The 25,577-nt window shown below is 46.5% G+C and carries 22 protein-coding genes; 16 read left to right on the top strand and 6 right to left on the bottom strand.

Going from position 1 to position 25,577, the window contains the following annotated elements:
• Window positions 1–265 precede the first annotated feature (265 nt).
• Complete coding sequence (locus tag QUB13_RS07720) at window positions 266–1,423, top strand: tetratricopeptide repeat protein (RefSeq protein WP_333379929.1); 1,158 nt, start codon at window positions 266–268, stop codon at window positions 1,421–1,423.
• 109 nt (window positions 1,424–1,532) lie between these two features.
• Here the strand turns inward: QUB13_RS07720 and QUB13_RS07715 are convergent, their stop codons facing one another.
• Window positions 1,533–2,054, bottom strand: coding sequence for a hypothetical protein (locus QUB13_RS07715; RefSeq protein ID WP_333379928.1), 522 nt, complete (start codon window positions 2,052–2,054; stop codon window positions 1,533–1,535).
• Between the two features lie 315 nt (window positions 2,055–2,369).
• Between QUB13_RS07715 and QUB13_RS07710 the strand changes: the two genes are divergently transcribed.
• Both QUB13_RS07710 and QUB13_RS07705 read left to right on the top strand, forming a co-directional pair.
• Entirely contained in the window at window positions 2,370–2,996 is a 627-nt protein-coding gene (locus tag QUB13_RS07710) for an esterase/lipase family protein (protein WP_333379927.1), read from the top strand.
• Window positions 2,989–3,600 (top strand): esterase/lipase family protein, encoded by a 612-nt coding sequence (locus QUB13_RS07705; RefSeq protein WP_333379926.1) that lies wholly within the window; start codon window positions 2,989–2,991, stop codon window positions 3,598–3,600. Before QUB13_RS07710 ends, QUB13_RS07705 begins: the two co-directional genes overlap by 8 nt.
• Before the next feature lie 231 nt (window positions 3,601–3,831).
• On the opposite strand, the gene QUB13_RS07700 is transcribed toward QUB13_RS07705, so the two are convergent.
• Window positions 3,832–4,263, bottom strand: a complete 432-nt coding sequence (locus QUB13_RS07700; RefSeq protein ID WP_333379925.1) for a VOC family protein — start codon at window positions 4,261–4,263, stop codon at window positions 3,832–3,834.
• A gap of 18 nt (window positions 4,264–4,281) precedes the next feature.
• Between QUB13_RS07700 and QUB13_RS07695 the strand changes: the two genes are divergently transcribed.
• Window positions 4,282–5,094: a TIGR00297 family protein gene (locus tag QUB13_RS07695; protein ID WP_333380002.1), complete on the top strand. Its 813-nt coding sequence runs from the start codon at window positions 4,282–4,284 to the stop codon at window positions 5,092–5,094.
• Between the two features lie 302 nt (window positions 5,095–5,396).
• Here the strand turns inward: QUB13_RS07695 and hetR are convergent, their stop codons facing one another.
• The 3 genes from hetR to QUB13_RS07680 all read right to left on the bottom strand — a co-directional run bounded on the left by hetR (window position 5,397) and on the right by QUB13_RS07680 (window position 9,125).
• Window positions 5,397–6,302, bottom strand: coding sequence for a heterocyst differentiation master regulator HetR (hetR, locus tag QUB13_RS07690; protein ID WP_333089819.1), 906 nt, complete (start codon window positions 6,300–6,302; stop codon window positions 5,397–5,399).
• Between the two features lie 614 nt (window positions 6,303–6,916).
• Window positions 6,917–7,144, bottom strand: coding sequence for a heterocyst-inhibiting protein PatX (gene patX / locus QUB13_RS07685; protein WP_194011834.1), 228 nt, complete (start codon window positions 7,142–7,144; stop codon window positions 6,917–6,919).
• A 94-nt stretch (window positions 7,145–7,238) separates the two neighbouring features.
• A complete protein-coding gene (locus QUB13_RS07680) occupies window positions 7,239–9,125 on the bottom strand; it encodes an FAD-dependent oxidoreductase (protein ID WP_333379924.1) in 1,887 nt (628 codons plus the stop codon).
• Window positions 9,126–9,415: 290 nt separating this feature from the next.
• Here QUB13_RS07680 and cysC point away from each other — a divergent pair, with 290 nt between their 5' ends.
• From cysC to QUB13_RS07635, 9 genes are all read left to right on the top strand, one after another.
• The gene (cysC, locus tag QUB13_RS07675; RefSeq protein WP_333379923.1) at window positions 9,416–9,940 is read left to right on the top strand and encodes an adenylyl-sulfate kinase; all 525 of its coding nucleotides are present in this window, start codon (window positions 9,416–9,418) and stop codon (window positions 9,938–9,940) included.
• Between the two features lie 115 nt (window positions 9,941–10,055).
• Window positions 10,056–11,702 (top strand): SLBB domain-containing protein, encoded by a 1,647-nt coding sequence (locus QUB13_RS07670; protein ID WP_442922145.1) that lies wholly within the window; start codon window positions 10,056–10,058, stop codon window positions 11,700–11,702.
• A gap of 142 nt (window positions 11,703–11,844) precedes the next feature.
• The gene (locus QUB13_RS07665; RefSeq protein ID WP_333379921.1) at window positions 11,845–14,172 is read left to right on the top strand and encodes a GumC family protein; all 2,328 of its coding nucleotides are present in this window, start codon (window positions 11,845–11,847) and stop codon (window positions 14,170–14,172) included.
• 381 nt (window positions 14,173–14,553) lie between these two features.
• Complete coding sequence (locus tag QUB13_RS07660; RefSeq protein WP_333379920.1) at window positions 14,554–15,921, top strand: NAD-dependent succinate-semialdehyde dehydrogenase; 1,368 nt, start codon at window positions 14,554–14,556, stop codon at window positions 15,919–15,921.
• Window positions 15,922–16,060: 139 nt separating this feature from the next.
• A complete protein-coding gene (locus tag QUB13_RS07655) occupies window positions 16,061–17,701 on the top strand; it encodes an acetolactate synthase large subunit (RefSeq protein ID WP_333379919.1) in 1,641 nt (546 codons plus the stop codon).
• 407 nt (window positions 17,702–18,108) lie between these two features.
• The gene (locus tag QUB13_RS07650; protein ID WP_333379918.1) at window positions 18,109–18,411 is read left to right on the top strand and encodes a UPF0175 family protein; all 303 of its coding nucleotides are present in this window, start codon (window positions 18,109–18,111) and stop codon (window positions 18,409–18,411) included.
• Between the two features lie 104 nt (window positions 18,412–18,515).
• Window positions 18,516–18,713 carry a DUF433 domain-containing protein gene (locus QUB13_RS07645; RefSeq protein ID WP_333380001.1) on the top strand — a complete coding sequence of 66 codons (198 nt, stop codon included), beginning with the start codon at window positions 18,516–18,518 and terminating at the stop codon, window positions 18,711–18,713.
• Between the two features lie 9 nt (window positions 18,714–18,722).
• Window positions 18,723–19,016, top strand: coding sequence for a DUF433 domain-containing protein (locus QUB13_RS07640; RefSeq protein ID WP_333108254.1), 294 nt, complete (start codon window positions 18,723–18,725; stop codon window positions 19,014–19,016).
• Window positions 19,016–19,387: a DUF5615 family PIN-like protein gene (locus QUB13_RS07635; protein WP_333379917.1), complete on the top strand. Its 372-nt coding sequence runs from the start codon at window positions 19,016–19,018 to the stop codon at window positions 19,385–19,387. The genes QUB13_RS07640 and QUB13_RS07635 overlap by 1 nt, the downstream gene beginning before the upstream one ends.
• Window positions 19,388–19,698: 311 nt before the next feature.
• Here QUB13_RS07635 and QUB13_RS07630 read toward each other — a convergent pair whose 3' ends face one another.
• On the bottom strand, window positions 19,699–21,138 hold the full coding sequence (locus tag QUB13_RS07630) for a leucine-rich repeat domain-containing protein (protein WP_333379916.1): 1,440 nt from the start codon (window positions 21,136–21,138) through the stop codon (window positions 19,699–19,701).
• Window positions 21,139–21,302: 164 nt separating this feature from the next.
• Between QUB13_RS07630 and QUB13_RS07625 the strand changes: the two genes are divergently transcribed.
• From QUB13_RS07625 to QUB13_RS07615, 3 genes are all read left to right on the top strand, one after another.
• The gene (locus QUB13_RS07625; protein ID WP_333379915.1) at window positions 21,303–23,252 is read left to right on the top strand and encodes a long-chain fatty acid--CoA ligase; all 1,950 of its coding nucleotides are present in this window, start codon (window positions 21,303–21,305) and stop codon (window positions 23,250–23,252) included.
• A 394-nt stretch (window positions 23,253–23,646) separates the two neighbouring features.
• Window positions 23,647–24,087: a YlqD family protein gene (locus tag QUB13_RS07620; RefSeq protein WP_194011841.1), complete on the top strand. Its 441-nt coding sequence runs from the start codon at window positions 23,647–23,649 to the stop codon at window positions 24,085–24,087.
• A 179-nt stretch (window positions 24,088–24,266) separates the two neighbouring features.
• Window positions 24,267–25,556 carry a dihydrolipoamide acetyltransferase family protein gene (locus tag QUB13_RS07615; RefSeq protein WP_333380000.1) on the top strand — a complete coding sequence of 430 codons (1,290 nt, stop codon included), beginning with the start codon at window positions 24,267–24,269 and terminating at the stop codon, window positions 25,554–25,556.
• Window positions 25,557–25,577 lie beyond the last annotated feature (21 nt).

Below are 25,577 nucleotides of genomic sequence, written 5' to 3'. Positions count from 1 at the left end.
TTAATAAGGGGGCGGTTGGGGCGTTCTATGTAGCACTTATTTTGCTCGCATGGTATTACATATTTGCTCGTTACCAGGCTTTGCCTGGTAATGCAGATCCGCAGGCTATACCTTCTTTGATCTCACAACTTACACGAGAGAAGACTGTAAAAGATGCTTAAGTTATTAAGTTTTCTATCCTAACATAAAAGCCAAACCTATTAACCACTAGCCAAAGCAACAAAACATCAGCCAAGATAGAAACAACCCCATTCCCGCAACCGCCATGACAGACATCCAGGAAATAGTCGCCTCCCTAGAAAGCCAAAACTACAAACAAGCCGCCCAACTCATCAAACAACTGCAAAAAAAATCCCCCGAAAACCCCTGGGTGCAATACTACATCGGCCGCTACTACGAACTCACCAACAACCCCGACAAAGCGCAAACCACCTACAAACTAATACTCCGCGACATCACCAACCCCAAAATCGTCACCCAAGCCCGCCAAGGCATTCAACGCATTGAAACCGCACAACAAAACCTCCGCCAACAAGCCATCGAAACCGCCAAAAACGACCCCAGCAGCCTCGAACCCGGACTCCTGATCCTCGAACCCGTGAGTCCCGAAGACAAACCCGCAGCCGTCCAAAATATCAGCAGAATCTTCAAAATCGACGCCTACACCACCCGGATGCAAATCCAAAGCCGTGGCTGGAGACTCTACAAAACCGGCCCCATCGCCGAACTCCGAATTTACGGCCAAGAACTTCTCAACGCCGGGATTCCCGTATTTTGGACAACTTTAGCCGACATTCAAAAAATCCAAATTTTCCGCGTTCAACATTTCCAGTCTCTCTCTTCCCCAGCCGTTGTTTGCAAAGATCATCTAAATCGACTCGGTTCTATAGAATTCAATTGGTCAGAAGTCAGCCAAAGAGTAGAAGGTTTGTTACCGATGTTCATGGAAATCATGGACTACTCGCCCAACCGCAGAACCGATCAATTTCGCCACAAAGAAATTACCCAAGATTACGCTCAAATCTGCGACTTGCACATTCCCAGCCGCAACTGCATCCTGCGAATTTGCGACCAAAGTTACGAGTTTAAAGCAGGGGTTGACTTCACCCAAATTTCAGCAGCTATCCCAGCTTCACCTAACCTGAAAACCCCAACTTCCAGAGTCAAAAAATCCCCACAAATTCCTCAAAGTACCACCCGAATTAACTGGAATCGCTTACTGGAAATATTCGATCGCCAGCTTGACGTTACAGTGTGGTCAGAATTTACGCCCTTTGCTGAGACAGTCCTCGATTACACGCATATGTTGAGCAAAATTAAATCTCACGTAGAGGTCGATCGCAAATCCGAAACTCCTTGGGATCCCGCTTTCCAGCTATACAGCACCCTAGCCTTTCTCAGAAACCAAGGAAATAGGGAATAGAACAAAAAAAGAGTTAAAATTTAAAAATGCCATTGCTCATTTTTAAATTTTTAACCCCAGCATTTGCAATTGTCAAATGCCAAATTCCCTATTACCAAATCCCTAACTTCTACTTCATTTTCACCTGACGAGCCATTTCCCGGAAATTGTTCATGCTAGGGCCAGGGCTGCGACGAGTGGTAGTTGGTATCGGCATTAAATTATTAGGAGCAAAAGTGCGATCGGATTCAGCTTGACTCGGCACTTTCCCGTTAGTTACAGCAGCAGGAACCTTCGCGGGTTCCGAAGTCTTTGCAGGAACGCTAGCGACTGCTTCCTTTTCTTTCTTCTTAGACTTTTTCTCTACCTTAGCCTTCTTAGCCGGTTCAGACTTGCCTGACATAGCAGCCTCAACTTTTGCAGGTGCGGCCGCAACAGCATCCTCTACCTTCGCAACAGCATCACCTACCTTCGCAGGTGCAGCCTCTACCTTCTTCGCAACAGCAGCCTCTACCTTCGCCGGTGCAACCTTAGCGGGTTCCTTCGCGGAAGATTCGCCTAAATCCATGAAATATTCAGACTTTTTCAAGCCCAACAGTCTGCCGAAAAAGCCGAAAATACCGCCGAAGAAATTTTTGATAAAACCAAACATTAGACTTACTCCTTTTGTTCTTTTAGAGAAATTTGTACAAGCTTGTCAACAAGGTTAGCCTACGAGGTTGGGCAACTTTTGTCTATATTTCTTAATCAAAATTTACAATTATTTGATTAAAAACAGGGACATTCTAGTAATTTTTACTCAATAATCCTAATCTTACTTTGCACTTGTTTACTATTATCTCAGAATTTTTGAGATATTGCCTACTAGCCTGGGATACATCGAGCCGATTCGCTAGCTGTCCCAGTATGGGTAAAATTACCTAGGCGATCGATTTATGCTTTAATCTGTAAGCAATTTTTTAGTAAAATGAACAGTACGCTCGATCGCAATCCCGTCATCCTGATCCACGGAATCTGGGACACAAAGGCTATTTTCAGCAAAATGTCCGCCCGCCTCACCCAACTCGGATGGTGTGTCCACAGCCTCAACCTCACCCCCAACGACGGTAGCCTCAGCCTCGACTCGCTAGCGAAACAACTAGCAGACTACATCTCTCAAAACTTCGAGCCACAACAGACTTTAGACATAGTAGGCTACAGCATGGGAGGCATCGTCAGCCGCTACTACGTGCAGCGACTCGGAGGAATTAACCGAGTACAGCGTTTCATCACCATATCTGCCCCTCACAGCGGCACCCTCACCGCCTATTGCCTATCCCTACCAGGATACCTGGATATGCGGCTCAATAGCGACTTGCTGCGCGATTTAAATCAAGATGTGATGGATCTCAGACGCATAAATTTTACATCAATTTGGACACCGTTTGACATCATGATTGTACCGTCGAAAAGCTCCAAAATGCCAGTAGGTAAAGAAGTTAAACTCAATGTAATGCTGCACCGACAAATGGTGACAGACGACCAAAGTATTAACACATTAATTGAAGAACTAAAAGCACCAATTAAAAATAAAATTTCCCTTAAAAATGAATAGCAATTTCAGCCGCAACCCAGTCTTGCTAATTCACGGCATATTCAGAAAATCGGGAATCTTTCACAAAATGTCTGCCTACCTCAGAGATTTAGGTTGGTCAGTCTACAGCCTAGATCTTTCGCCCCACTGGGGCAATGCCAGCATCGACGAATTAGCCCAACAAATGGCAGATTATATAGACAAAAACTTCGAGCCACAACAGCCTTTAGATATAGTAGGATTGAGCATGGGCGGTTTAGTAACTCGCTATTACTTGCAAAGGTTAGGCGGAATTAACCGAGTCCAGCGCTTTATTGCGATATCTTCCCCTCACAACGGTACTTGGACGGCCTACACTCTCTGGGGAAAAGGCTGCGTTCAAATGCGTCCCGGCAGTGCTTTTCTGGAAGATTTAAATCGAGATGCTGACTTGTTGGCAAAGCTCAATTTTACTTCGATTTGGACAGATTGGGATTTTATCATCGTCCCGGCTTCTAGTTCCCAAATATCCGCAGCCAAAGAAGTAAAAGTTTCTGTATTCGCCCATGCTATGATGGTGAGACATGACCGCAGTTTAAAAGCGGTTGCCGAAGCACTTTCAGAACCTTTACAAAATCCTAATTAAATTCTGTTCTCAACGCAAATATTCTATTTGTAATGTGTGCAATCTGCACTTTATCTATTTAAGTATGGTGTCAAATTAAATTAATAAAATGCCTCAGAATAAAAGTTTTAATTGTAAAATAAATAACTCTATTCTGATGGCACTTACGAGGCTGAACTTGTAGGGTGCATCAGCAGAAATACACTCAATTACAGAAAAAATAACACTATGCTGACGCACCCTACGAGGTGGCTAAGCTGCATCGCCGACTTCAGCGTATTCGCTGAGGCCAAAAATTGCTTCTGCTTCGCAGTAATACTTGAACTCTAGTATATTGTGGAAAGGGTCTTCTAAGAAGAAGGTGCGGTGCTCTGTAGGCAAACCGACAAATCGCCTTCTGGCTTCTTGATAGAAATTTAAGTTGTTTTGCTGTGCTTTTTCTAGCAATCCTTCCCAGTCAGCTTCTGAAGTGAAAATTAACCCAAAATGCCGGGGATAGATGCCTCGCTGAGGTGTCAAGGGTTCGCGGCTGACGTGGGCGACAATTTGATGGCCGCACAAACCCAAAATCGCAGAATTGGGGGATTCGCGACCTAATTTGCAGCCGAGCCCGTCTACGTAGAAGGCTTTTGTTTGGGCAAGATCCGTTACGGGGAAGGCAAGATGAAATAAGATTTGGCTCATGGAGGTTTAAAGGTGACTGTGCAGAATTCAGAATTGTTCTTTAATTATTTATCTTGGTCTAATCCTTGGTTGGTGGCGATCGCCCTTAATACATTTTTACTCACGATCGCCACAGTTGCTCCCAAAAAATTGCTGACTAGGGCCGGACAATTTCACGGCTGGCTGCTAGGTGTGATTATCTGGGCGAGTTTGGGATGGCGAGGCTATGCGGTGGTGATGTTTTACTTTCTTGTCGGATCGGGAGTTACCCGCATCGGTAAAGCCCAGAAAGAAGCAGAAGGGATTGCTGAAAAGCGATCGGGCGCACGAGGCCCGGAAAATGTCTGGGGCTCGGCTTTAACAGCTACTTTTTGTGCTGTGGGAGTTTTGGCATTATCTATTTTCGGAGATACGGGCAATATACCTGTGCCACAAGAGGTGATTTCCTTGTTGTTGCTGGGTTATGCCGCGAGTTTTTGTACCAAACTTTCCGATACCTGCGCTAGCGAAATCGGCAAAGCTTACGGCAAACATACGTTTTTGATTACTACGTTGCAGCCTGTACCTAGGGGTACGGAAGGGGCGGTAAGTCTGGAAGGAACGATCGCGGGCATTGTCGGATCGATCCTGATTGCGCTTTTGAGTTGGGCTGTGGGTTTAATTGACTTGACAGGAGTTGTTTTTTGTATTATTGCAGCTTTTATTGCTACAAACATCGAGAGCGTGATTGGCGCGACGGTGCAATCAAAGTTTGAATGGCTGACGAATGAGGTAGTTAATTTTTTTAATACGCTGATCGGAGCGATTTGTGCGATCGTCTTGGCCTATGTCTGGAAAGCTTTTTTAGTTTAGTGATTTTTGGATGTCGCAAACTCAAGAAACCGGGTTTTTTACCAGCATTCAAGGCATTAACGCAGTATTTGCGGAAAACAACCCGGTTTCTGCCTGCACTATTAGTTATTAATCATTAATCATTAGTTTCGAGCGATCGACTAATAACTAATGACTAATGACTGAATTGTTAGCTGTTGACTGTTGACTGTTGACTGTTGACTGTTAACTGCTAACTGTTGACTGTTGACTGTTAATTACTAACAACTGCCAACTGCCAACTACCAACTGCCAACTACCAACTACCAACTGCTTTCCTGACATTAAGCGTCGTCGTCTTGCGGCCCAAAAACCATTTGTACAACCATCGTTGGTTCGCCTCGCTTGTGATAGCGATCGGCCCAATTGCGAATAATTTCATCTAATTCTTCAACAGCTTGATCCAGCCGTTCCGGTGGGATATCCAAAGTCTCCATAACTCGCATCACGTTCGGTTGCTTTTCCGCCCAATCTTTCATCAGCCGGAAATATCTAGCCGTATCCTCCACCATCGTAAACGTGCGTTCTTCCTGCTCTGCAGGAGAGTAGGTAGCACGGGTGAGAGCATAAAACGGCATTCCCCAAGGAGAATCTATGCGAGTAACTGTTCCCGAATAGATCAAGCGGCGCTTGATGTGTTCTGCTAGAGCTTCGCTCAAAGGCATTCGCCTTTCTGGGTGCATCTCTTCTTGCGATCGCCTGTGCAGAAACTCGATCAACTCCATAAACTGAAAAGAATTGATCAGTTGAGCATCAGGCGGATTAGCAGGAACCTTGCCTTCGAGATATTTTTTTTCATCAGCATTCAAACTATTTCCCGGAATGCGGGGGCGGCCCGGCAACCAAGCATACTGTTCCAGCCAGACATAGGGAAACTGAATCAAATATCTAGGTTCTTGGGAACCCAACATTTTCAGCAATTTTCCCTTAGTCAGAGCTTCCTGAACTTCTTCGACAATCACCTTCACCCGTTTAGGCTCAATGTGATGCAAGTGTCCGGTCATCCGCAGGTTATCCTGCTCCATATAAGTCATATAAATGGCACACTTAGCCGCCGTTGCGGCCGCGTCTAGAAACGCCCCGTGCCTGTGCCCGCTGGTTCTCATGGCGCTAAACGCCAGATATAGCATGATCTGATCCATTGCACTAGGGCTGAGGCTTTTGACCAGATCTAAAGAGTCATTTTTCATCACAATCCCCGAAATAGCCAAACTAGGAGGCATCTTGCGATCCTCCATTAAATTATTGCGAGAGCGCCGAATCTAGCATAGCCGACTGTCGCCGGAAAGCTTGGCAGCTATCCTAATATTCAGGCCTATTAATTTCCCTGAGTTCACTGGGGCATTGGCTTAAATGCGACCGACACCAAATAAGTGGTTCTTATTGGCGAATTTAAGTAGATTGCTCTACCCTCTGCACTCAGGGTTTACCTATATTTAAGTTAGTTATCGCACGTTAATTATAATACAGCCGTTGAAAATTCAACCGCACCTGGGGGCGGCAAAAGTAAATAAGTATTGCGATCGCAGGAATTTGAAGTGGCTCCGACAACGGGCGAGGGTCTGATGGGGCAGAGGAAAGCGTTTTCAAAACAAAACCGCCAAATACTAGAATCTATCTCTAGCTAGATGGCGGTTGCAGATTTATATGCTAACATCGATCGCACACAAAGAATCTCCTAAAAAGTGTCAACAAAAAGTGCAGTTACCGTTTAACCTGAAAAATTAGAATTTCAGAAAATCAGATCGATCGAACCAACGGCCCGAACCAACTCAGTTGTGGCACTCGCTGAGATACATTAATATTAGAAATCTTGTAGCGCATGAGTAACATTAGGCTCGATAAAGCTTCTGCGTCCGCTGCCTCTCTCTGGGCCGCGCTCGCCCTTTTGTTGAGTTTGCGCTGACAACATATAATATTGGGCGGTAGCAGTTTCGAGCATTGGGGCTGGAGATTCAAAAGCTCGAGCGGCGCTGGCACTCAAGGTAATGCCCAACAGGCTCAGTAAAGCAATTGCAGTGTAGGTTTGCATGGGTAGTATCCGTGTCAGTGTCTATTACCTGATACGGACTTGGCCCGATCGATCAGGATAGATTTCTGCCAATTTCGGAACTTTGCAAAAAACCTTACTTTTTGAATGCTACAGATGTCAGCCGCAGCCAACCACCGGCTTTATTGGGCCAGCCCCACACTACGATCGGCTGTTCGGTTTCGCAATTGTCTAAAAAGCTGTCAGTTTCCCAGTCCAAAGTCACGAGTTGCCAAGTTTGACAGGCTAAGGATGGGGGACTTGTCAGGGTTAGCGTCCAGTCTTGCGGGCCATTTCGGCGGAAAATGCCCGAAAATTCGCTGTGGGTATTTGCTGTCTGACTGCTGGGGTTTGGGCAGAAACTAAGTTCAGATGTCAAGGTTCTGGGTTCAAATACAGAAGTTTCGTTGAGAAACCGGGTTTGTCGCGATATTCGATCTGAGGAAGGACATTCGCCGCTGGCGGGATATGCTTGAGGTCGATCGAGATAATAGCGCTGCCGATCGAGCCAATTCGATCGATCCGGTGTCAAATTAAATAAAGGAACAACCGCCGCCCTCGCCTGGGAATCTTGCAGCAAAGCTTCCTGCAAAACCCTCACCGACAAATCGCGCGGCCCACATCCAGCTTCCACGCACAAAGCCGCCGCCATCCCCGCCGCCTGTCCGATATTCATCACCACCGGCTGCAAGCGAGTTGCACCGTTGGCGATGTGAGAGACGGAAATATTTTTTTCGCAAACCAGCAATCCGTCTGCACTCGCAGGAATTAGGGCGCTGTAAGGAATTGTAAACGGAGTGCCACTCCAGCGGCCGCCCCAGCGGATGGATTTGGGCTGCAAGGGAATGTCGCCGCAGGGATAGTGATGATCGTTGGCATAGTTGCCGATCGCAATTGTTTCACAAATTCCCTGAGAATTTATCGGCAATTTCGCGACTCTTCCACCGACAATGGGCAAAATATCTTGTTCTCGAATTGTTTGTACTCCCCGCAAACGGCGGCTTTCTCGGTAGTAAGGATGCAGCGCGAAGGCAGAGGAAAGCAGGGGAGAATTGGGTGAATTTTCGATCGTTGAAATAGGGAAAATATTCTGTGCTAACCCGTAGCGGCGGCCGAGTTGAGTTTGAATGAAGCGCGCGAAACTTTGACTGTGCCAAAAACTTTCTTGGAGGAATTCTTGTCGAGATGCTGTTGATTCAATTAGTCGATCGACCTTTTCACCATAATCATTACCGCGAATCGGCCAATTAATCATCAACAATCCCCCCGGTAGCCTGCCGTAGTTGAGAAATTTTTCGGGAGTGTAATCTTTCCAAGCGCCGATAAATCGATCGGGATTGTCCACCGGAGGCGCGGGAATTTCTGGTGCCGCAGCACCTTCCCCAAAATCCTGCATGACAACCACCCGAGTCGGAGCTTGCACCGAATACCGTTGTGTGAGATCGTTAGGGGCGATCGGCGCGCTGGGTTCTCCCCACTCGGCTTGAAATTCCCAACCCCAGCGGTGCCAGACTTCCGCTAAAGCCAATAAATCTCCCAATTCCGTTGCATCCAAAGTGACTTTGGCCAACACAGTAACATCTGCAAACCGAACGCCAGAAATTCTGTTACCTTCGCAAATCACATCGCGAGCTATTTGTCCAGAAATCCAGTGCAAGTTCGGCAAACACTTAACCCAATCAGCAAAAATTTCCGCACCGACGCGGGGATCGTAAGTAAAAAAACTGACCCAGCCCCAATCCAAACCTCCCGGCTGTCGCTGCTGAAGTTCCCGGAGAAATGCACCCCACAAACCAGTTTGAAAAGCTGCTAATTCGTTACCATCCGGCGCACAAACGCCAGCGGAAGTCAGCATTCCTCCCAGCCAAGGGAATTCGCTGACTAAAATAGTTTTGGCACCGCGGCGGGCTGCTTGCACGGCTGCTGCAGTGCCGCCGGTGCCGCCACCGACGACTAAAACATCTGCTTTTAAGAGAGAAGACATGAAGATTTTAGATTTTAGTTACGCATGGGGCCAGAAACCGGGTTTTTTGCGAAAAGACGGCTCGCAGCCGACAGGCGATCGTAAAAATTGTACAACGGATTTTAAGACCACCTATTTTTCCTCCCTTTCCTTCCCCCTTCCTCTGCGTCCTCTGCGTCCTCTGCGGTTAATAAAAATCTGAAAATCAGAGCGCATCTCAAATCAAAAACAATCAGAAAATGGGAACCAAAAGATTAAAATAATAAATCGCACAATTTCCCTACTATTCACTACTAACCAAGCAATTAAAAATGAAAAAAGGTTTTATTTTGTGGTTCACCGGCCTGAGCGGTTCCGGTAAGACAACTATCAGCGAAGCTCTCGAACCAGAATTGAAGCGTCGAGGCTGCAAAGTGGAAATCTTGGATGGAGATGTCGTGCGTACCAACTTGTCAAAAGGTTTGGGATTTAGCCAAGAAGACCGGGATACTAATATTCGGCGGATTGGATTTGTCGCTCACCTGCTGAGCCGCAATGGAGTTGCCGCAATGACCGCAGCTATTAGCCCCTACAGAGCAATTCGCGACGAAATTAGAGCGATGGAGCCAAATTTTGTTGAGGTGTATGTCAAAGCGCCCTTAGCAGTGTGCGAAGGTCGCGATGTCAAGGGGCTTTACGCTAAGGCGAGAGCCGGAGAAATTAAGGGTTTTACCGGCATTGACGATCCCTATGAAGAACCGCTCAATCCTGAGATTATTTGCTACACAGAGCAAGAAAGTGTAGAAGAGAGTGTTAAAAAAGTTCTGAACAAGTTAGAACAGTTAGGTTACATTTGATGTTGGCGGGGTAGGAAGAGGATAGGGGCAAAAAGCGATGGTGGTGAAAAGTTCTTCGCGCGGCGTGCAACTTGATAAAAAACCTGACCCTCGGGCTTTCTTGGCTTTGACGGAAATGGTTCGATTGTTCGCTTCTGTTTCGAGGAAAGGAACCCGGAGAGATGTTTCCAGCAAAAGCTGCAAGCTGGGTTATTTGACAAGTAATGCCGTCAAAAATTTGATTGTCCAAAGTTTAACAGTTTCAGTGCTGGGGGCTGTGGGTTCGTCTCCGGCGGCTGCTCAGTTTTTGCCTCCTCCTCCTCCTCCTGCTTCGGGCGAGCCGATATCCGTACCCGCAGCGCCGGGATTTCCGGGACTTCCGGCAAGTGCGCCTACAAGTGTACGATCGGAAGTTTACACTTTGGGCGCGGGCGATCGCGTTCAAATGGACATTTTCAACGTCCCGGAATACAGCGGCCCCAACGGTCAACACCAAGTACAGGCCGATGGTTCCCTGAGTTTGCCCTTAATTGGCAGCCTGGAAGTGGCCGGAATGACCTTAGAACAAGCTTCTAATGCTGTCAAGGAGCTATACGGCAAATATCTCAAACGTCCTTGGATTACGCTGAAACTGCTGGCGGCGCGTCCTTTGCAAATTGCGATCGCCGGTGAAATCAACCGCCCCGGAGCCTATACAATATCCTCAGCAGCAGGCCCCGGAGGCACCTCAGAACAAATTGGCACTCAAATGCCTACGATATCGCGGGCTCTGCGAATGGCGGGAGGAATTACCCAATCAGCAGACGTGCGGCAAATCAAAATCCGCCGCCCCCAGCGCAACGCACCGGAACAAATTATTAGTGTGGATTTGTGGGAATTATTGCAAAACGGCGATTTGCGCGCCGATTTGACTTTGCGCGACGGCGACACGATATTTATTCCCACTGTAACTAGCCTCAACCGTCAAGAAGCACCGACTTTAGCAGTAGCTAACATTACCGGACAAAGCACTCAACCAATCAATATTGCTGTGGTGGGCGAAGTAACTCGCCCCGGTACTTATACTCTGGCAAAAGAGGTTCAAAGTAGACTACAAGAGAATGAAATAGGTGCAAATTCTGGTTTGTTTGCTGGCGCCAGCGAAACTCCCGCAGGCGCAGACAATCTCGTACCGCAAACTGTAACTAAGGCGATTAAAATGGCCGGCGGCATTACACCGGTAGCCGATATCAGACAAATACAAGTTCGCCGCCTGACTCGCGCGGGTACGGAACAAATTATTAATGTGAATTTGTGGCAACTTTTAGAAGGGGGAGATGTATCTCAAGACTTAGCGCTGCAACAGGGAGATACGGTAATTGTTCCCAAAGCCGATAATCTTGATGCAGCCGAAGGTGAACAAGTGGCTAGTTCTACTTTTTCACCGGATACAATTAAGGTGAGCATTGTGGGAGAAGTCGTGAAAGCCGGATCGTTTGCGATGATGCCCAACACTTCTTTAAATCAAGCGCTGGTAGCAGCCGGAGGTTTTAATAAATCGCGCGCCGAAATGGATTCTGTAGATTTAATTCGCCTGAATCCTAACGGTACTGTTTCCCGGCTAAGTGTTAAGGTGAATTTTTCCGCAACAGCCAATGAGGAAACTAATCCCAAACTACAAAATAATGATGTAATTATGGTAAGGCGATCGGGCCGTGCTACCTTCTCGGATAATGTAGGCGGAACTCTCGCTCCTTTGAGCCCGCTGTTGGGAATATTTCGGTTGTTCAATATTTTTCGGTGATTTGAATACACTAGCACTAGGGTTTCAAAAACCAGGTTTCTATAAAAATTTTCGGTTTGGTAACTAGATATCTAGTCAGAAACCCGCTTCATGAAACGACCCCAGCCTTGCAAACGTTTAAACTAATAAGTTGTAGAATAAAATGAAACCAGGTAAAAATTCTCAGATAACACAGTTTAATAACAATAGAAAACTTTTGGATTGGCAAAATATATCAACAGCCGTTTATCAAGAAAATCAATTTCTAGATAGGGAAAACAGAGAGGAAAAAGAGTTAAGTTTTTGGGAAGTTTGCCGCAGCCGCTCCCTCTTAGTTATCGGCGTAGCATTGGCAGTGACAACGGGAGTTTTTGCCTGGACGCTGACTCAAAAAAGCGAGTATGAAGGGCGCTTTCAATTATTAGTAGAAGCCCCTATTACGCAAAAAACTTTAGCAAAAATCTATTCCGGCGAACTGAAAGTGCAACCAGCGAGTCCCGGAAGTGCGGAAAATCCTGGTTTTGACTACGAATCGCAAATTCAAGTTTTGCAAAGCCCGCAAGTGATGTCGCCAATTATTAAACAATTGCAGGCTAAATATCCCGAAATAAATTACAGCTACCTTTTGAACCAAAAAGCAGATAATTTACCGTTTTCGGGACAAACCAGGCTGTCAGTCAATCGGTTCAAAAATACCAAAATCATTGAAGTTAGATATCGAGATTACGACCCGAAAAAAATTAATTTTGTTTTGGAAAAAGTGGCCGTTGGTTTCCGCAACTACAGCGTGCAAGATACCAAATCACAAATTAACCAGAGTCTAGATTTTGTGAAATCGCAACTTCCAAACCAAAAAAAGCGCCAACAACTTCTGCAAACCGAAATTCAAAAATTGCGGCAGCAGTACAATTTCATCGATCCGCAAATTCAGAGCCAACAATTAGCGCAACAAATTAGTCAAATTCAAGCGCAACGATTGGACGCGCAAACACAGTTCAACCAGCAGAGATTGCTCTATGCTAACCTGCAAAATCAGCTTGGATTGAACCAGAAACAAGCGCTGATGGCTTCGGCTTTGAGTCAAGCTCCCCGCTATCAAGCAATGCTGACTCAATTACAGCAATTGGAAGGGCAAATTGCAATTAACTCGGCTACATATACAGACCAAACTCCGCAAATTCAATTGTTGCGAGAACAGCGCAATAATTTGATTCCTTTGTTGAAGAAAGAAGCCCAACAAGTTTTGGGAACTGATTTGGCTAAGGTGAATTCGCAGGTGCTGGCTTTTCAAGATCCGGTGCGGATTAAGTTGATCGAGCAGTTTATCGGTACTGCTAATTTGATTCAGGTGCTGGGGGTGCGAAATGTGGTTTTGGAACAAGCTGCTAAGGAGTTGAATCAATATTCTCAAGGATTTCCGGTGATTTTGCGCCGCTATTCGGATTTGCAGCGGGAGGCGGAGTTGACTAATAATACGCTGAATAGTTTGCTGGCGAAACAGCAAGCTTTGCAGCTAGAAGCTGTGGGTCAAAAAGAGGTGGCTTGGGAGGTGATTGCGAAGCCGGAAATTCCGCGCTATAGAAATGGCGAGTTGATGGCTGTTGCTCCGATTATGCCTTTGAATTTGGCTTTGGGGGGATTGGCTGGTTTGGTGTTCGGTATGCTGATGGCGCAGTTGGCGGAACGGTTTAATAATAAAACGGTGTTCGAGACTCCCGAGGATGTCAAACATTCGATTCACCTACCTTTGTTGGGGATAATTCCTGCTAGCGATAAAATTTTGAGACTGCCGCCTGCTGAGAAGACTTCGGTGGATGTGGAAATTTCGCCGATGCCGACGGATGCTTTTCAAGAGGCTTTTCGATCGCTCAATGCTAATATTCGGTTGCTAAACGTTGATACTCCGATCAATTCTTGTGTAATTTCGTCTTGTCAAGTAGCTGATGGCAAGTCTACTGTGGCAGTAAATCTGGCGCGGGCGGCGGCTGCAATGGGTCAGCAAGTGCTGTTGGTGGATGCGGATTTACGGCGGCCGCAGGTGCACGAAATGCTCGGTTTGCCGAACTGGCAAGGCTTGCACAACGTGATTGCTGAGGATTTGGATGTGGAAGATGCGATCGTGCGATCGCCCAGGGATGAAAACCTATTTGTGTTAACATCCGGGCCAGTGCCTCCAGACCCCACCAAGGTGCTTTCTTCGCGAAAAATGCAGCATTTAATGGCAGCTTTGGCAAGTCATTTTGACTTAGTTATTTACGATACTGCGCCGCTTTTGGGTTTGGCAGATGCAAATTTGTTGGCCGGTCAAACTAACGGATTGATGCTGGTAGTTGGGCTGCATCAAACTGAGCGGGAGGCACTGTTGTTAGCTTTTGAGGATTTGAAAATGGCAGGAATTCCGCTGTTGGGAATGGTGGCTAATAACGATAAGGGCAGCAGGTATTACTATCAGTCTTACGTGCAGAATTACATTGAGGAGAAGTCTGTTTAACCCAGATGTTGTACCATTCTCAACAAGCCTTTTATGGACGGGATCTCCTGCCCATCCCACAAGAGATGAATTTTCTTGTGGAACGGCTCTGGGGCCCGTTCTTGACAATGGTGCAAGATGTCTGTTTGACAGGTGCAGTCGGTTTCAAACAGGTTGACGGCGAACATAAACTTTAATAACAAAATTTCTTAAGATTTGCGATCGCTCCCCTGCCGTATAATTGAAAATTGAGACATTTAAACAAATATCGGGAGTTGCAAGTTAGGAAGACCTAAAAGTATGGCTGGCCAATTCCAATTTTGTAATACATCTATACAACAACTCCCAGTTAGCTTGCAAACTATAAGGGAGTTTTGTGTTTTTTGAAAAGGAGATGAAACCATGACTATTGCTACTATCAATCCCGCAACGGGAGAAACGCTCTCAACTTTTGAGGAGATAACGGATGAGGTAATTGAAGCTAAGCTGGAATTAGCACAGCAAGCTTTTAACAATTACCGCGACTTGCAGTTTGAGCAGCGAGCAATTTGGCTGCAAAAAGCTGCGGATATCTTGGAGCGCGATCGCGAAATTTACGCCGAAATGATGACGCTGGAAATGGGCAAAACGTTCAAATCGGCGATCGGCGAAATAGAAAAATGCGCCTTAGTTTGTCGCTACTACGCCAAAAATGCCGCTCAATTTATGGCAGACGTACCGGCAACCACCGATGCTAGCAGTAGCTTTGTCCGCTACCAACCGCTGGGCGTTATTTTAGCCGTCATGCCCTGGAATTTCCCATTTTGGCAAGTGTTTCGGTTTGCCGCACCGGCGCTGATGGCGGGCAATGTCGGCTTGCTCAAACACGCTTCCAACGTGCCGCAGTGCGCTTTAAAAATCGAGGAAATTTTCGCGGAAGCTGGCTTTCCCGAAGGAGTTTTTCAAACTTTGTTAGTGGGAGCCGACAAAGTAGCTAAGATAGTTGCGGACGATCGCATCAAAGCAGCAACTCTCACCGGTAGCGAACCCGCTGGGGAAAGTTTGGCAGCAAATGCCGGCAAAAATCTCAAAAAAGTAGTGTTGGAATTGGGAGGAAGCGACCCATTTATTGTAATGTCCAGCGCCGATTTAGAATTAGCTTTATCAACAGCAGTCACATCGCGGATGCTGAATAATGGCCAATCTTGCATCGCCGCCAAACGCTTTATTTTAGCAGAAGAAATCGCCGACGAATTCATCAAAGGATTTATCGAAAAATTCGAGCAATTAAAAGTAGGCGATCCGATGTTGCCCGAAACCGATATCGGCCCTTTAGCTACCCCAGCAATCCTCAAAGAATTGGACAATCAAGTGCAAACCTGCATCCAATCGGGGGCAAAACTTCTCACAGGTGGCCGCCCCCTGTCAGAGAAGGCGGGCAATTTCTACTTACCAACTATCCTGTCAGATATTCCTGCGGATGCTGCGGCGCGTCAAGAAGAGTTTTTCGGCCCGGTAGCCTTAGTATTCCGGGTTGCAGGCATCGATGAGGCGATCGCCCTAGCTAACAGCACATCCTTTGGCTTGGGTGCCGCAGCTTGGACTACAGTAAGAACAGAGAGCGATCGGTTTATTTCCGAACTAGAAGCCGGCGCAGTATTCATTAACGGCTTAGTCAAATCCGACCCCAGACTGCCCTTTGGGGGGATCAAACGCTCCGGTTACGGACGCGAATTGAGCATCCAAGGAATTCACGAATTTGTCAACATCAAAACAGTGTGGGTAAAATAAACAAAATTTGACAAATTTTTCGTCAAAACATCAATTAATCTGCGTCAATCCGCGTTCATCAGCGGTTAAAATTAATTTAGTATTTTGACGAAAAGTTTGTTAAAAAACACCAACACACTTAAACAGGAAAAAAACCGAAATGAACACAGCTCAACTACTCGTCAAATGTTTAGAAAACGAAGGCGTAGAATACGTCTTCGGACTTCCCGGAGAAGAAAATTTAGAAGTTTTAGAAGCCCTAAGAAACTCTTCAATTAAATTTATTACTACTCGCCACGAACAAGGCGCAGCCTTCATGGCCGACGTTTACGGCCGCCTTACAGGCAAAGCCGGCGTTTGCTTGTCCACCTTGGGCCCCGGCGCAACTAACTTAATGACAGGAGTTGCTGATGCCAACTTAGACGGCGCTCCTCTAATAGCAATTACCGGACAAGTCGGTACAGACAGAATGCACATAGAATCGCACCAATATTTAGATTTGGTGGCTATGTTTGCGCCTGTTACTAAGTGGAACGCTCAGATTGTCCGTCCCAGCACTACCTCAGAAATCGTCCGCAAAGCTTTTAAAGTTGCTCAAAGCGAAAAGCCCGGAGCCGTTCATATTGACTTGCCAGAAAACATCGCCGCAATGCCTGTGGAAGGAAAGCCGCTCACCAAAGACAACCGCGAAAAAACTTTTGGCGCTTATAAAAGCCTGAATAAAGCAGCCATAGCAATTTCTAAGGCAAAAAGTCCTTTGCTGTTAGTAGGAAACGGCGCAGTCCGCGCTAACGCCAGCGATACTTTGACAGAATTTGCTACTCGATTAAATATTCCAGTAGCTAATACTTTTATGGGCAAAGGCGTAATTCCTTACACTCATCCTTTGGCACTTTGGACGACGGGATTGCAAAAGCGAGATTACATTAGCTGTGCTTTTGAAGAAACGGATTTAGTGATTGCTGTTGGCTACGATTTAATTGAATATTCCCCGAAAAAGTGGAATCCTGACGGGAAAATTCCGATTATTCACATTGGAGCTTTGCCTGCAGAAGTTGATAGCAGTTATATTCCTATTGTAGAAGTTGTGGGGGATATTTCTGATTCCCTCAATGAAATTTTGCAGCGCGCGGATCGCATGGAAAAAGTAGACCCTTTTGCGAAGCAATTGCGGGCGGATATTCGCGCTGGGTACGAACAATATGCAGCGGATGATGGTTTCCCGATCAAGCCGCAAAAAATCATTTACGATTTGCGGCAAGTTATGGGCCCGGAAGATATTGTCATATCTGATGTGGGAGCTCATAAAATGTGGATCGCGCGGCACTATCATTGCGATCGCCCTAATACCTGTTTAATTTCCAACGGATTTGCGGCGATGGGAATTGCGATTCCCGGCGCGGTGGCGGCAAAACTCGTTTATCCCGATCGCAAAGTAGTAGCAGCCACCGGCGACGGCGGTTTTATGATGAACTGTCAAGAGTTAGAAACTGCGTTGCGCGTCGGTACTAATTTTGTGACTCTCATCTTTAATGACGGCGGCTACGGGTTAATTGAATGGAAGCAAGAAGATCAGTTTGGCCATTCAGATTTCATCAAATTTGGCAATCCCGACTTTGTAAAATTTGCCGAAAGTATGGGTTTAAAAGGTTATCGCGTGGAAGCTGCTAGCGATTTGATTCCTATCCTGAAGGAAGCGCTTGCTCAAGATGTTCCCTGCGTGATTGACTGTCCGGTAGACTACCGAGAAAATGCCCGTTTCAGTCAATTATCTGGGGATATGAGTTGCAATATAACATAAATTAGATCGGGCGGGTTCGCGATTATTCATACTTTAGATAGGTGAGTATTCGTCAACCCCTCTCAAAAAGCTGAGATACAGGTTCAATAGGGTTTACTGAAGTTATAAGTTGTAGGGTGCGTCGCTGGTTTAATCCGGCGTTGTGGGGCGAGAGTTGTGATTGGCGATGCACCCTAGGTTGACTTGAATTTGAGATATTGCACCATTGTCAAGAACAGGCTTTCTGGCCTGTTCCACAAGAGATAAATTATTGTGGAGGTAAGGTGGGCCACAAGCCCCCAGCACTGTTAAAGTGCTGATATATCTACTCGTTTCAATCTTGAAGAATACAGCGAATCAATCAAAGTTTAATGAATCTGTATCGATCGCACTTAAAAGCCAATAAAAACCTAAGACTACCATAAATCATGGAAATTACGATCGCCCTTCCCGACAATCTCCCCCTGACTGAAGCCGATGTGCGGATAGAATTGGCGATCGTACTTTATCACCAACACAGCCTCAGTCTCGATCGAGCCGCTCAACTCGCTGTAATGTCTGTGGACGACTTCTACCAACTATTAATCACCCGCCATATCGTCAGTCCGCCCGCAGATGCCGATGACGAGCCCGCCGAACTCGTCCTAGCCAGCCTCCGTAACTCCCTCCAGCAAATTAAAGAAGGCAAATTACATCCTATTTCCGAACTGTGGGATGGAATTGATGACTGACGAGACACCCCAAATCCAACTTCTTTTTTGCGATGACTGCAAAACACCTATGCGTAAGTCCTGTTTGTGCTAAAATTGAGAACAGAATTTAAAGGGAAAATGCCATTTCAAAACAAGACATCGCTACGATCGTGACGGTCGAACCTGGTAAGCGATGTGGTAAACCTTGTATTCGAGGCATGAGAATTACGGTTGATAACCTGTTGGAATATCTTGCTTCTGGGATGAACGATCGAGAAATCCTAGATAATTTCCCCTATTTCACACAACAGGATATTTTGGCTGATTTGAGTTTTTCGTAAGAGGTAAGTATGTCAACAACTGCGATCGACATCGGCACGCTGGTTGTCAGTACCCCTGAAACCTGTGGAGGGCGTCCCCGCATTGCGGGAACTAGAATTTCTATCGCTCAAATTGCCGTTTGGCATCAACAAGGGATGAGCCCAGAAGCAATACTTGAAGAAATTTCCTATTTAAATTTAGCACAAATTTATGCAGCGCTATCTTACTATCACGCTAACCGCAATGAAATTGAGGCTGATTTAGCTGCCGAATTAGCTGAGTACGAGCGATTGGAAGCCGATCGCAGGGCTGGGAGAATTTAATGAGCCAGATTCGTTTGTATTTAGATGAAGATACGCTCAGAAAAGCTTTCGTGCAAGCCTTGCGAGAAAATGGGATTGATGTAGTAACTGTCTCAGATGCCAATAATTTAGGACGTATAGATGAAGAACAATTGATATGGGCAACAGAGCAAGGTCGAGTCATTTATACTTTTAATAGTCGAGATTTCTGTCGGCTGCACGGGAGCTTTTTTGCAGTAGGCAACAGTCATGCAGGAATTATTGTTGTGCCGCGACAAAGTTATTCTGTCGGCGAACAGTTGCGCGGTTTGTTGAATTTGATTGGTAGCAAGTCTGCTGAAGAAATGATGAATCAACTGGAATTTTTAGGTACTTACATCAGGTCTGAATAAAGGCATCTAATATTAGGTACGATCGATCGCTGGTAATATACGGTTGAACGATCGGTCGCGTTTGAAAAAGCAACCAAATTCATAATAATCCTAGGACGATCGCGCTAAAAGTAACTGCGATCGACTATTGAAATTAAAAGATACCGTAAATCATGCAAATTACGATCGACCTTCCCGACAATCTGCCCCTGACTGAAGCCGATGTGCGACTCGAACTCGCGATCGTGCTTTATCAGCAGCACAGCGATCATAACTGAAATATTGAAGTGCGATCGGGCGTCATTGTAAAGTTTTATGGTTGAGTTTGCGATTTACCACAGACATCGACATTGTAGCTTAATAGGGCAAATCTTGGAAGCGATTGGATTTCGGCGGAGGTTGAGATCCCTCAGTTTAGTCAAAGATGTCAAGGGTTTGATGTCGCTGATTTGATTGTTTGCCAGTGTGATCCCCTTCAGGTTAGTTAATGAGGCTAGTGGTTCAATGTCACTGATTTGATTGTCTTCGAGATTGAGACCGTACAGCTTAGTCAAAGATGCTAGCGGTTTGAGGTCGCTGATTTGATTCCTAGAAAGTTGGATATGGCTCAGGTAAGTGAGGGATGCTAGCGGTTCGATGTCACTGATTTGATTGTCTTCGAGATTGAGTTGCGTCAGGTAAGTGAGGGATGCTAGCGGTTTGATGTCACTGATTTGATTGTGTTCGAGGTTGAGGTGCGTCAGGTAAGTGAAGGAGGCTAGCGGTTTGATGTCACTGATTTGATTGTGTTCGACGTTGATCCCAGTTAGCTTAGTTAAGGAGGCTAGCGGTTTGATGTCACTGATTTGATTGTGTTCGAGTTTGAGTGCCGTCAGGTTAGTGAAGGAGGCTAGCGGTTTGATGTCACTGATTTGATTGTTGTTGAGGAAGAGTGCCGTCAGGTTAGTTAAGGATGCTAACGGTTTGATGTCACTGATTTGATTGTTGTTGAGGAAGAGTTCCGTCAGGTTAGTTAAGGATGCTAGCGGTTTGATGTCACTGATTTGATTGTGTTCGAGGTTGAGGTGCGTCAGGTAAGTGAAGGAGGCTAGCGGTTTGATGTCACTGATTTGATTGTGTTCGACGTTGATCCCAGTTAGCTTAGTTAAGGAGGCTAGCGGTTTGATGTCACTGATTTGATTGTGTTCGAGTTTGAGTGCCGTCAGGTTAGTTAAGGAGGCTAGCGGTTTGATGTCACTGATTTGATTGTTGTTGAGTTTGAGTGCCGTCAGGTTAGTTAAGGAGGCTAGCGGTTTGATGTCGCTGAGAGGAGTTTCATAAATGCTGATCCAAGTCAGGTTAGTTAAGGATGCTAGGGGTTTGATGTCCCTGAGAGGAGTGTTATAAACGGTGAGATGAGTCAGGTTAGTTAAGGATGCTAGTGGTTTGATGTCACTGATTTGACTGTATTGGAGAACGAGTTGCTTCAAGTTAGTCAAGGATGCTATTGGTTTGAGATCAGTGATGTTACTGCCATAAAGCTCGAGTTCCGTGAGAGTCGAAAGTTTTCGACCGGCTGTATCGCAGTGAGTAGTTTTTACTATTTTCAACAGCAATTCAACAGTATGTTTAGCTTCTGGAGTCAATAAATCTTTTTTGCGACACCAAGAATCAGCAAATATTAATCCATTATTTCCAGGTGTCGCTGCGGAGACTAACGCCGCAGGTTTATTTAAACATGATGCTAGACCCAGCCCCATACAAGTAACTGCGAGCGACTGTGATAAATTCATCTGTTTCTGTGCAACTATAAGTTTCACCGTCTTGTACCTCTGATTTCCCGAACAGACAATGGCAGGTTGGAAAACTGTCACGACACAGCTATAAAGTTCTAAAATAACAGTGATATTACACTTGTAAGCAATAATTTTATTTGCGAAAACTCTGGAAAATAATTATGAACCACCCCGCACCTGATACCCACTCTCACATGACCGATCGCGATCGCGCTAACCTCAGCCAGCTAATCGATTACAGTTCCATTGAATCTGTACCAGAAATTTGGGCGATCGTCAAACAGCGATTTCCCCAAACCGTCGCCCTCCACGACCCCCACAGCCAGCCAGAAATCAAACTCACCTACACCGACCTCTACCACCAAATCCAGCAATTCGCCCGCGGCTTGCAAGCCCTCGGCATCGAATCCAATCCCGAAGAAGCAATCCCTCCCCGCGTCGCCCTCTTCGCCGACAACAGCCCCCGCTGGCTGATAGCCGACCAAGGCATCATGACCGCCGGGGCCGCCAACGTCGTTCGAGGTGCCACCGCCGACCCCGAAGAACTCCTCCACATCATCCAAGACAGCGGCAGTACCGCCTTAGTAGTCGAAAATCAGGCATTACTCAAAAAACTCCAACACCGCCTCCCCGATTTGCCCATTCAACTCGTCGTCCTCCTCTCCGACGAAGAATCGGAAACCAACCAAACCCTCAACACAGTCAAATTTTCTGAAGTCATGGCCACAGGGGCAAGTAGCACCCTCAAACCCACCAACCACAACCCGCAAACCCTCGCCACTCTCCTCTACACCAGCGGCACCACCGGCAAACCCAAAGGCGTTATGCTGACCCACGGCAATTTGCTGCACCAACTCACCACCTTGGGGACAATTCTCCAGCCAGAAGCAGGCGATGGCGTTCTCAGCATCCTCCCCAGTTGGCACGCCTACGAACGCACGGTTGAATATTTCATGTTTTCCCAAGGATGCACCCAAATTTACACCAGCATTCGCTATTTCAAACAAGACTTTAAAACTTACAAACCCCAGTACATGGTCAGCGTTCCGCGCATCTGGGAATCGATTTACGAGGCAGTACAAAAGCAATTTCGGGAACAGCCTCCCAACAAACAAAAATTGGTGAATTTCCTGTTATCTGCCAGCCAACAATACATAGAAGCCCGCCGGATTGTCGAAGGATTAACTCTCAATTTACAACCTGCATCAGTTTCTGAAAACTTGATCGCCCGGATCAAAATCATTCTGTTGTCGCCCGTTTACGCCCTTGCCGAAAAACTCGTTTACCAAAAAGTCCGGGAAGCTACGGGAGGACGTTTTAAGTGGGCAATCAGCGGCGGCGGTTCTTTGGCGGCGCATTTAGACAATTTCTTTGAAATTGCGAATATCGGTTTGTTGGTGGGATACGGTTTGACCGAAACATCCCCGGTTTTGACAGTCCGCCGCCCTTGGCACAATCTTAAAGGTTCTGCCGGACAGCCTATTCCAGGTACGGAAATTAAAATAGTAGACTCGGAGACTCGGCAACAACTGCTTCCGGGCCAGCGCGGCTTGGTATTGGCAAAAGGGCCGCAAATCATGGCGGGCTATTATCTCAATCCCCAAGCTACCTCAAAGGTGATGGACTCGATGGGCTGGTTTGACACCGGCGATTTAGGCTGGCTGACACCTGGAAACGACTTAGTTTTGACCGGGCGGGCCAAAGATACGATCGTCCTCAGCAACGGCGAAAATATCGAACCGCAGCCGATCGAAGATGCCTGCATCCGCAGCCCCTACATCGACCAAATTATCGTAGTAGGTCAAGACCAGAAATCGATCGGCGCCTTAATTGTCCCCAATTCAGAAGCCCTACTCAAATGGGGCGAAACTCAGAGTCCGCCCATACAGGAAATTGACTGGAATAGCAAGATAATTCAAGACTTATTCCGCCAAGAGTTGAACCGGGAGGTGAAAAATCGCCCTGGATACCGCGCGGACGATCGCATCGGCCCGTTCCGGTTGATTCAGGAGCCATTTTCAATGGAAAATGGAATGTTGACCCAGACCCTGAAAATTAAGCGCCCGGTTGTGACTGAACACTACCGCGATATGATTGACGGGATGTTTTGAAAATATTCGCAGGACTTGGGGAATGGAGAAGCAAAAATGATCCCAACAACCGAGTCCCAATTGGTGTCAACAATCGCCTGAAAACCTTTGTATCTCTCGTTGATAGCAGAGGCCAGATCCCCCTCGCATCCCCCTTAAGAAGAGGGGTTGACTTTGAGAAGATTCTTATCCCCCCCGACCTAGGGGCGTACCCGCCCTGGGCTAGGCGGGATCTGACCTAAATCGCCAGACAGAAGACCGATCGTAGGTTTGAAGGTTAAGTTGACACCAACGCCCTAGTCTCGAATCCGAGTCCTCAGTCATTAGGAAATGTTTGCGAACTAATGACTAATGACGGATGACTTAGGACGAATGACTAATGACTAATTCCCCTTGATAATTGACAAGCAACAACATGGAACCACAATTACTCTTGAAGCGATCGATTAGCGTGAAAGTCATCGTTACTCCCCGCTGGAAAGAAGAAGCTCAACAACAACTCCAAGGCCAAATCAACCAAATAGATTCTCAGCTACAACAGCTAGAAATGCAAGGGAGCCGGATGATTTCTGAAATCCAAAAGCAAAACCTGCAACCCCCAGGCCCGCAAGTAACGCAGCAAATAGAAAACATTCAAGTGCAAGTGAATCAAAGAAAGAGCGAACTGCTAGAACAAAAAAACCAAAACCTGCAACAACTCCAACAAGTACAGGTTTTAGACCTCGAACAAGAAGTTAGTCAAGGTCAAATTGACGGCACGTTCACCGTCGGGATGGGAGAAAACTTGATTCAAAAAATGCAAGTAGAAATTCTACTCCGCGACGGCATAGTTGAAGAAATTCGAGGTGATATTTAGAAGTTAGAAATTGGTAATTGGTAATTGGTAATTGCTAATTGGTATGTAATTTTGAGTTGATAGTCGCACATCTTCGGACTAGAGGCTGGCATAATAATAATTATTGCCGATTGCCGATCGCCAATTATCAATCGCCAAATACCGATCGCCAATTACCAAATCAAAAGGACTTTTTACAGATGATTCGCGAAGTTTTCATGCCAGCCCTGAGTTCTACCATGACAGAGGGCAAAATTGTTTCCTGGGTCAAATCCGCCGGAGACAAAGTAGAAAAGGGCGAAACCGTAGTCGTAGTTGAATCCGACAAAGCCGACATGGATGTCGAGTCTTTCTACGAAGGCTATCTAGCAATAATTATTGTAGAAGCTGGCGAAGTTGCTCCGGTGGGAGCCGCGATCGCCCTAGTCGCGGAAACAGAAGCCGAAATTGCAGAAGCTCAGAAACAAGGAGCCGGCGCCCCAGCAGCCTCCGCCCCAGCCCCAGCAGCCTCCGCCCCAGTCGCAGCTACCGCATCAGCAGGTTTGCAGCAAAACGTCAGCCGCCAAAACGGCCGCAGCGTCGTTTCTCCCCGCGCTCGCAAATTAGCCAAAGAATTTAAAGTAGATTTGAATTCGATCAAAGGCAGCGGCCCCAACGGTCGCATTGTTGCAGAAGACGTGGAAGCAGCAGCCGGTAAAGCCCAACCAGCCCCGGTTCAGCAACCGGTAACAGTCCCCGCAACTCCCGCACCCGCAGCAGCAGCCGCACCCGCAGCAGCCAAACCTGCACCCGCACCAGTCCCAGCAGTGGCGCTTTCCGGTAACAGAGTACCGATGAACGCGCTGCAAAATGCGGTGGTACGCAACATGGAAGCAAGTTTGAGCGTGCCCTGTTTCCGCGTGGGTTACACAATTACTACTGACAATCTCGACAAACTCTACAAACAAATTAAGTCGAAGGGCGTCACGATGACGGCTATGCTGGCGAAGGCTGTAGCAGTAACTTTACAAAAACATCCTCTGCTGAATGCTTGTTATGTAGAGTCGGGAATTCAACACCGCGCTGATATTAATGTAGCGGTAGCGGTGGCTATGGACGGCGGCGGTTTGATTACGCCGGTGTTGCAAAATGCCGATCGCCTCGACATATATTCTCTCTCCCGCACTTGGAAGGATTTAGTCGATCGCGCCCGCGCCAAACAGTTAAAACCCGATGAATACAGCACGGGAACTTTTACTCTTTCCAATTTGGGAATGTTTGGAGTAGACAAGTTTGATGCGATTTTGCCGCCGAATCAAGGCTCGATTTTGGCGATCGGTTCTTCGCGGCCGCAAGTAGTAGCAAACGAGGAAGGTTTGATGGGAGTGAAGCGACAAATGCAGGTGAATATTACTTGCGATCACCGGATTATTTACGGTGCTGACGCTGCATCTTTCTTGAAAGATTTAGCCAAATTGATTGAGACAAATCCTCAATCTTTGACACTTTAATTAGGACTAAAGTCCTGACTA

It is taken from the genome of Microcoleus sp. B4-D4, from assembly GCF_036705185.1.
GTDB lineage: Bacteria > Cyanobacteriota > Cyanobacteriia > Cyanobacteriales > Microcoleaceae > Microcoleus.
The sequence above is the reverse complement of the archived record's forward strand: the minus strand, read 5'-3'. Positions and strand labels throughout refer to the sequence as shown.

Coding starts and splice junctions, on each gene's coding strand:
- QUB13_RS07720 (WP_333379929.1), top strand. CDS start 266: ATGACAGACATCCAGGAAATAGTCGCCTCCCTAGAAAGCCAAAACTAC.
- QUB13_RS07715 (WP_333379928.1), bottom strand. CDS start 2,054: ATGTTTGGTTTTATCAAAAATTTCTTCGGCGGTATTTTCGGCTTTTTC.
- QUB13_RS07710 (WP_333379927.1), top strand. CDS start 2,370: ATGAACAGTACGCTCGATCGCAATCCCGTCATCCTGATCCACGGAATC.
- QUB13_RS07705 (WP_333379926.1), top strand. CDS start 2,989: ATGAATAGCAATTTCAGCCGCAACCCAGTCTTGCTAATTCACGGCATA.
- QUB13_RS07700 (WP_333379925.1), bottom strand. CDS start 4,263: ATGAGCCAAATCTTATTTCATCTTGCCTTCCCCGTAACGGATCTTGCC.
- hetR (WP_333089819.1), bottom strand. CDS start 6,302: ATGAAAAATGACTCTTTAGATCTGGTCAAAAGCCTCAGCCCTAGTGCA.
- patX (WP_194011834.1), bottom strand. CDS start 7,144: ATGCAAACCTACACTGCAATTGCTTTACTGAGCCTGTTGGGCATTACC.
- QUB13_RS07680 (WP_333379924.1), bottom strand. CDS start 9,125: ATGTCTTCTCTCTTAAAAGCAGATGTTTTAGTCGTCGGTGGCGGCACC.
- cysC (WP_333379923.1), top strand. CDS start 9,416: ATGAAAAAAGGTTTTATTTTGTGGTTCACCGGCCTGAGCGGTTCCGGT.
- QUB13_RS07670 (WP_442922145.1), top strand. CDS start 10,056: ATGGTTCGATTGTTCGCTTCTGTTTCGAGGAAAGGAACCCGGAGAGAT.
- QUB13_RS07665 (WP_333379921.1), top strand. CDS start 11,845: ATGAAACCAGGTAAAAATTCTCAGATAACACAGTTTAATAACAATAGA.
- QUB13_RS07660 (WP_333379920.1), top strand. CDS start 14,554: ATGACTATTGCTACTATCAATCCCGCAACGGGAGAAACGCTCTCAACT.
- QUB13_RS07655 (WP_333379919.1), top strand. CDS start 16,061: ATGAACACAGCTCAACTACTCGTCAAATGTTTAGAAAACGAAGGCGTA.
- QUB13_RS07650 (WP_333379918.1), top strand. CDS start 18,109: ATGGAAATTACGATCGCCCTTCCCGACAATCTCCCCCTGACTGAAGCC.
- QUB13_RS07640 (WP_333108254.1), top strand. CDS start 18,723: ATGTCAACAACTGCGATCGACATCGGCACGCTGGTTGTCAGTACCCCT.
- QUB13_RS07635 (WP_333379917.1), top strand. CDS start 19,016: ATGAGCCAGATTCGTTTGTATTTAGATGAAGATACGCTCAGAAAAGCT.
- QUB13_RS07630 (WP_333379916.1), bottom strand. CDS start 21,138: ATGAATTTATCACAGTCGCTCGCAGTTACTTGTATGGGGCTGGGTCTA.
- QUB13_RS07625 (WP_333379915.1), top strand. CDS start 21,303: ATGAACCACCCCGCACCTGATACCCACTCTCACATGACCGATCGCGAT.
- QUB13_RS07620 (WP_194011841.1), top strand. CDS start 23,647: ATGGAACCACAATTACTCTTGAAGCGATCGATTAGCGTGAAAGTCATC.
- QUB13_RS07615 (WP_333380000.1), top strand. CDS start 24,267: ATGATTCGCGAAGTTTTCATGCCAGCCCTGAGTTCTACCATGACAGAG.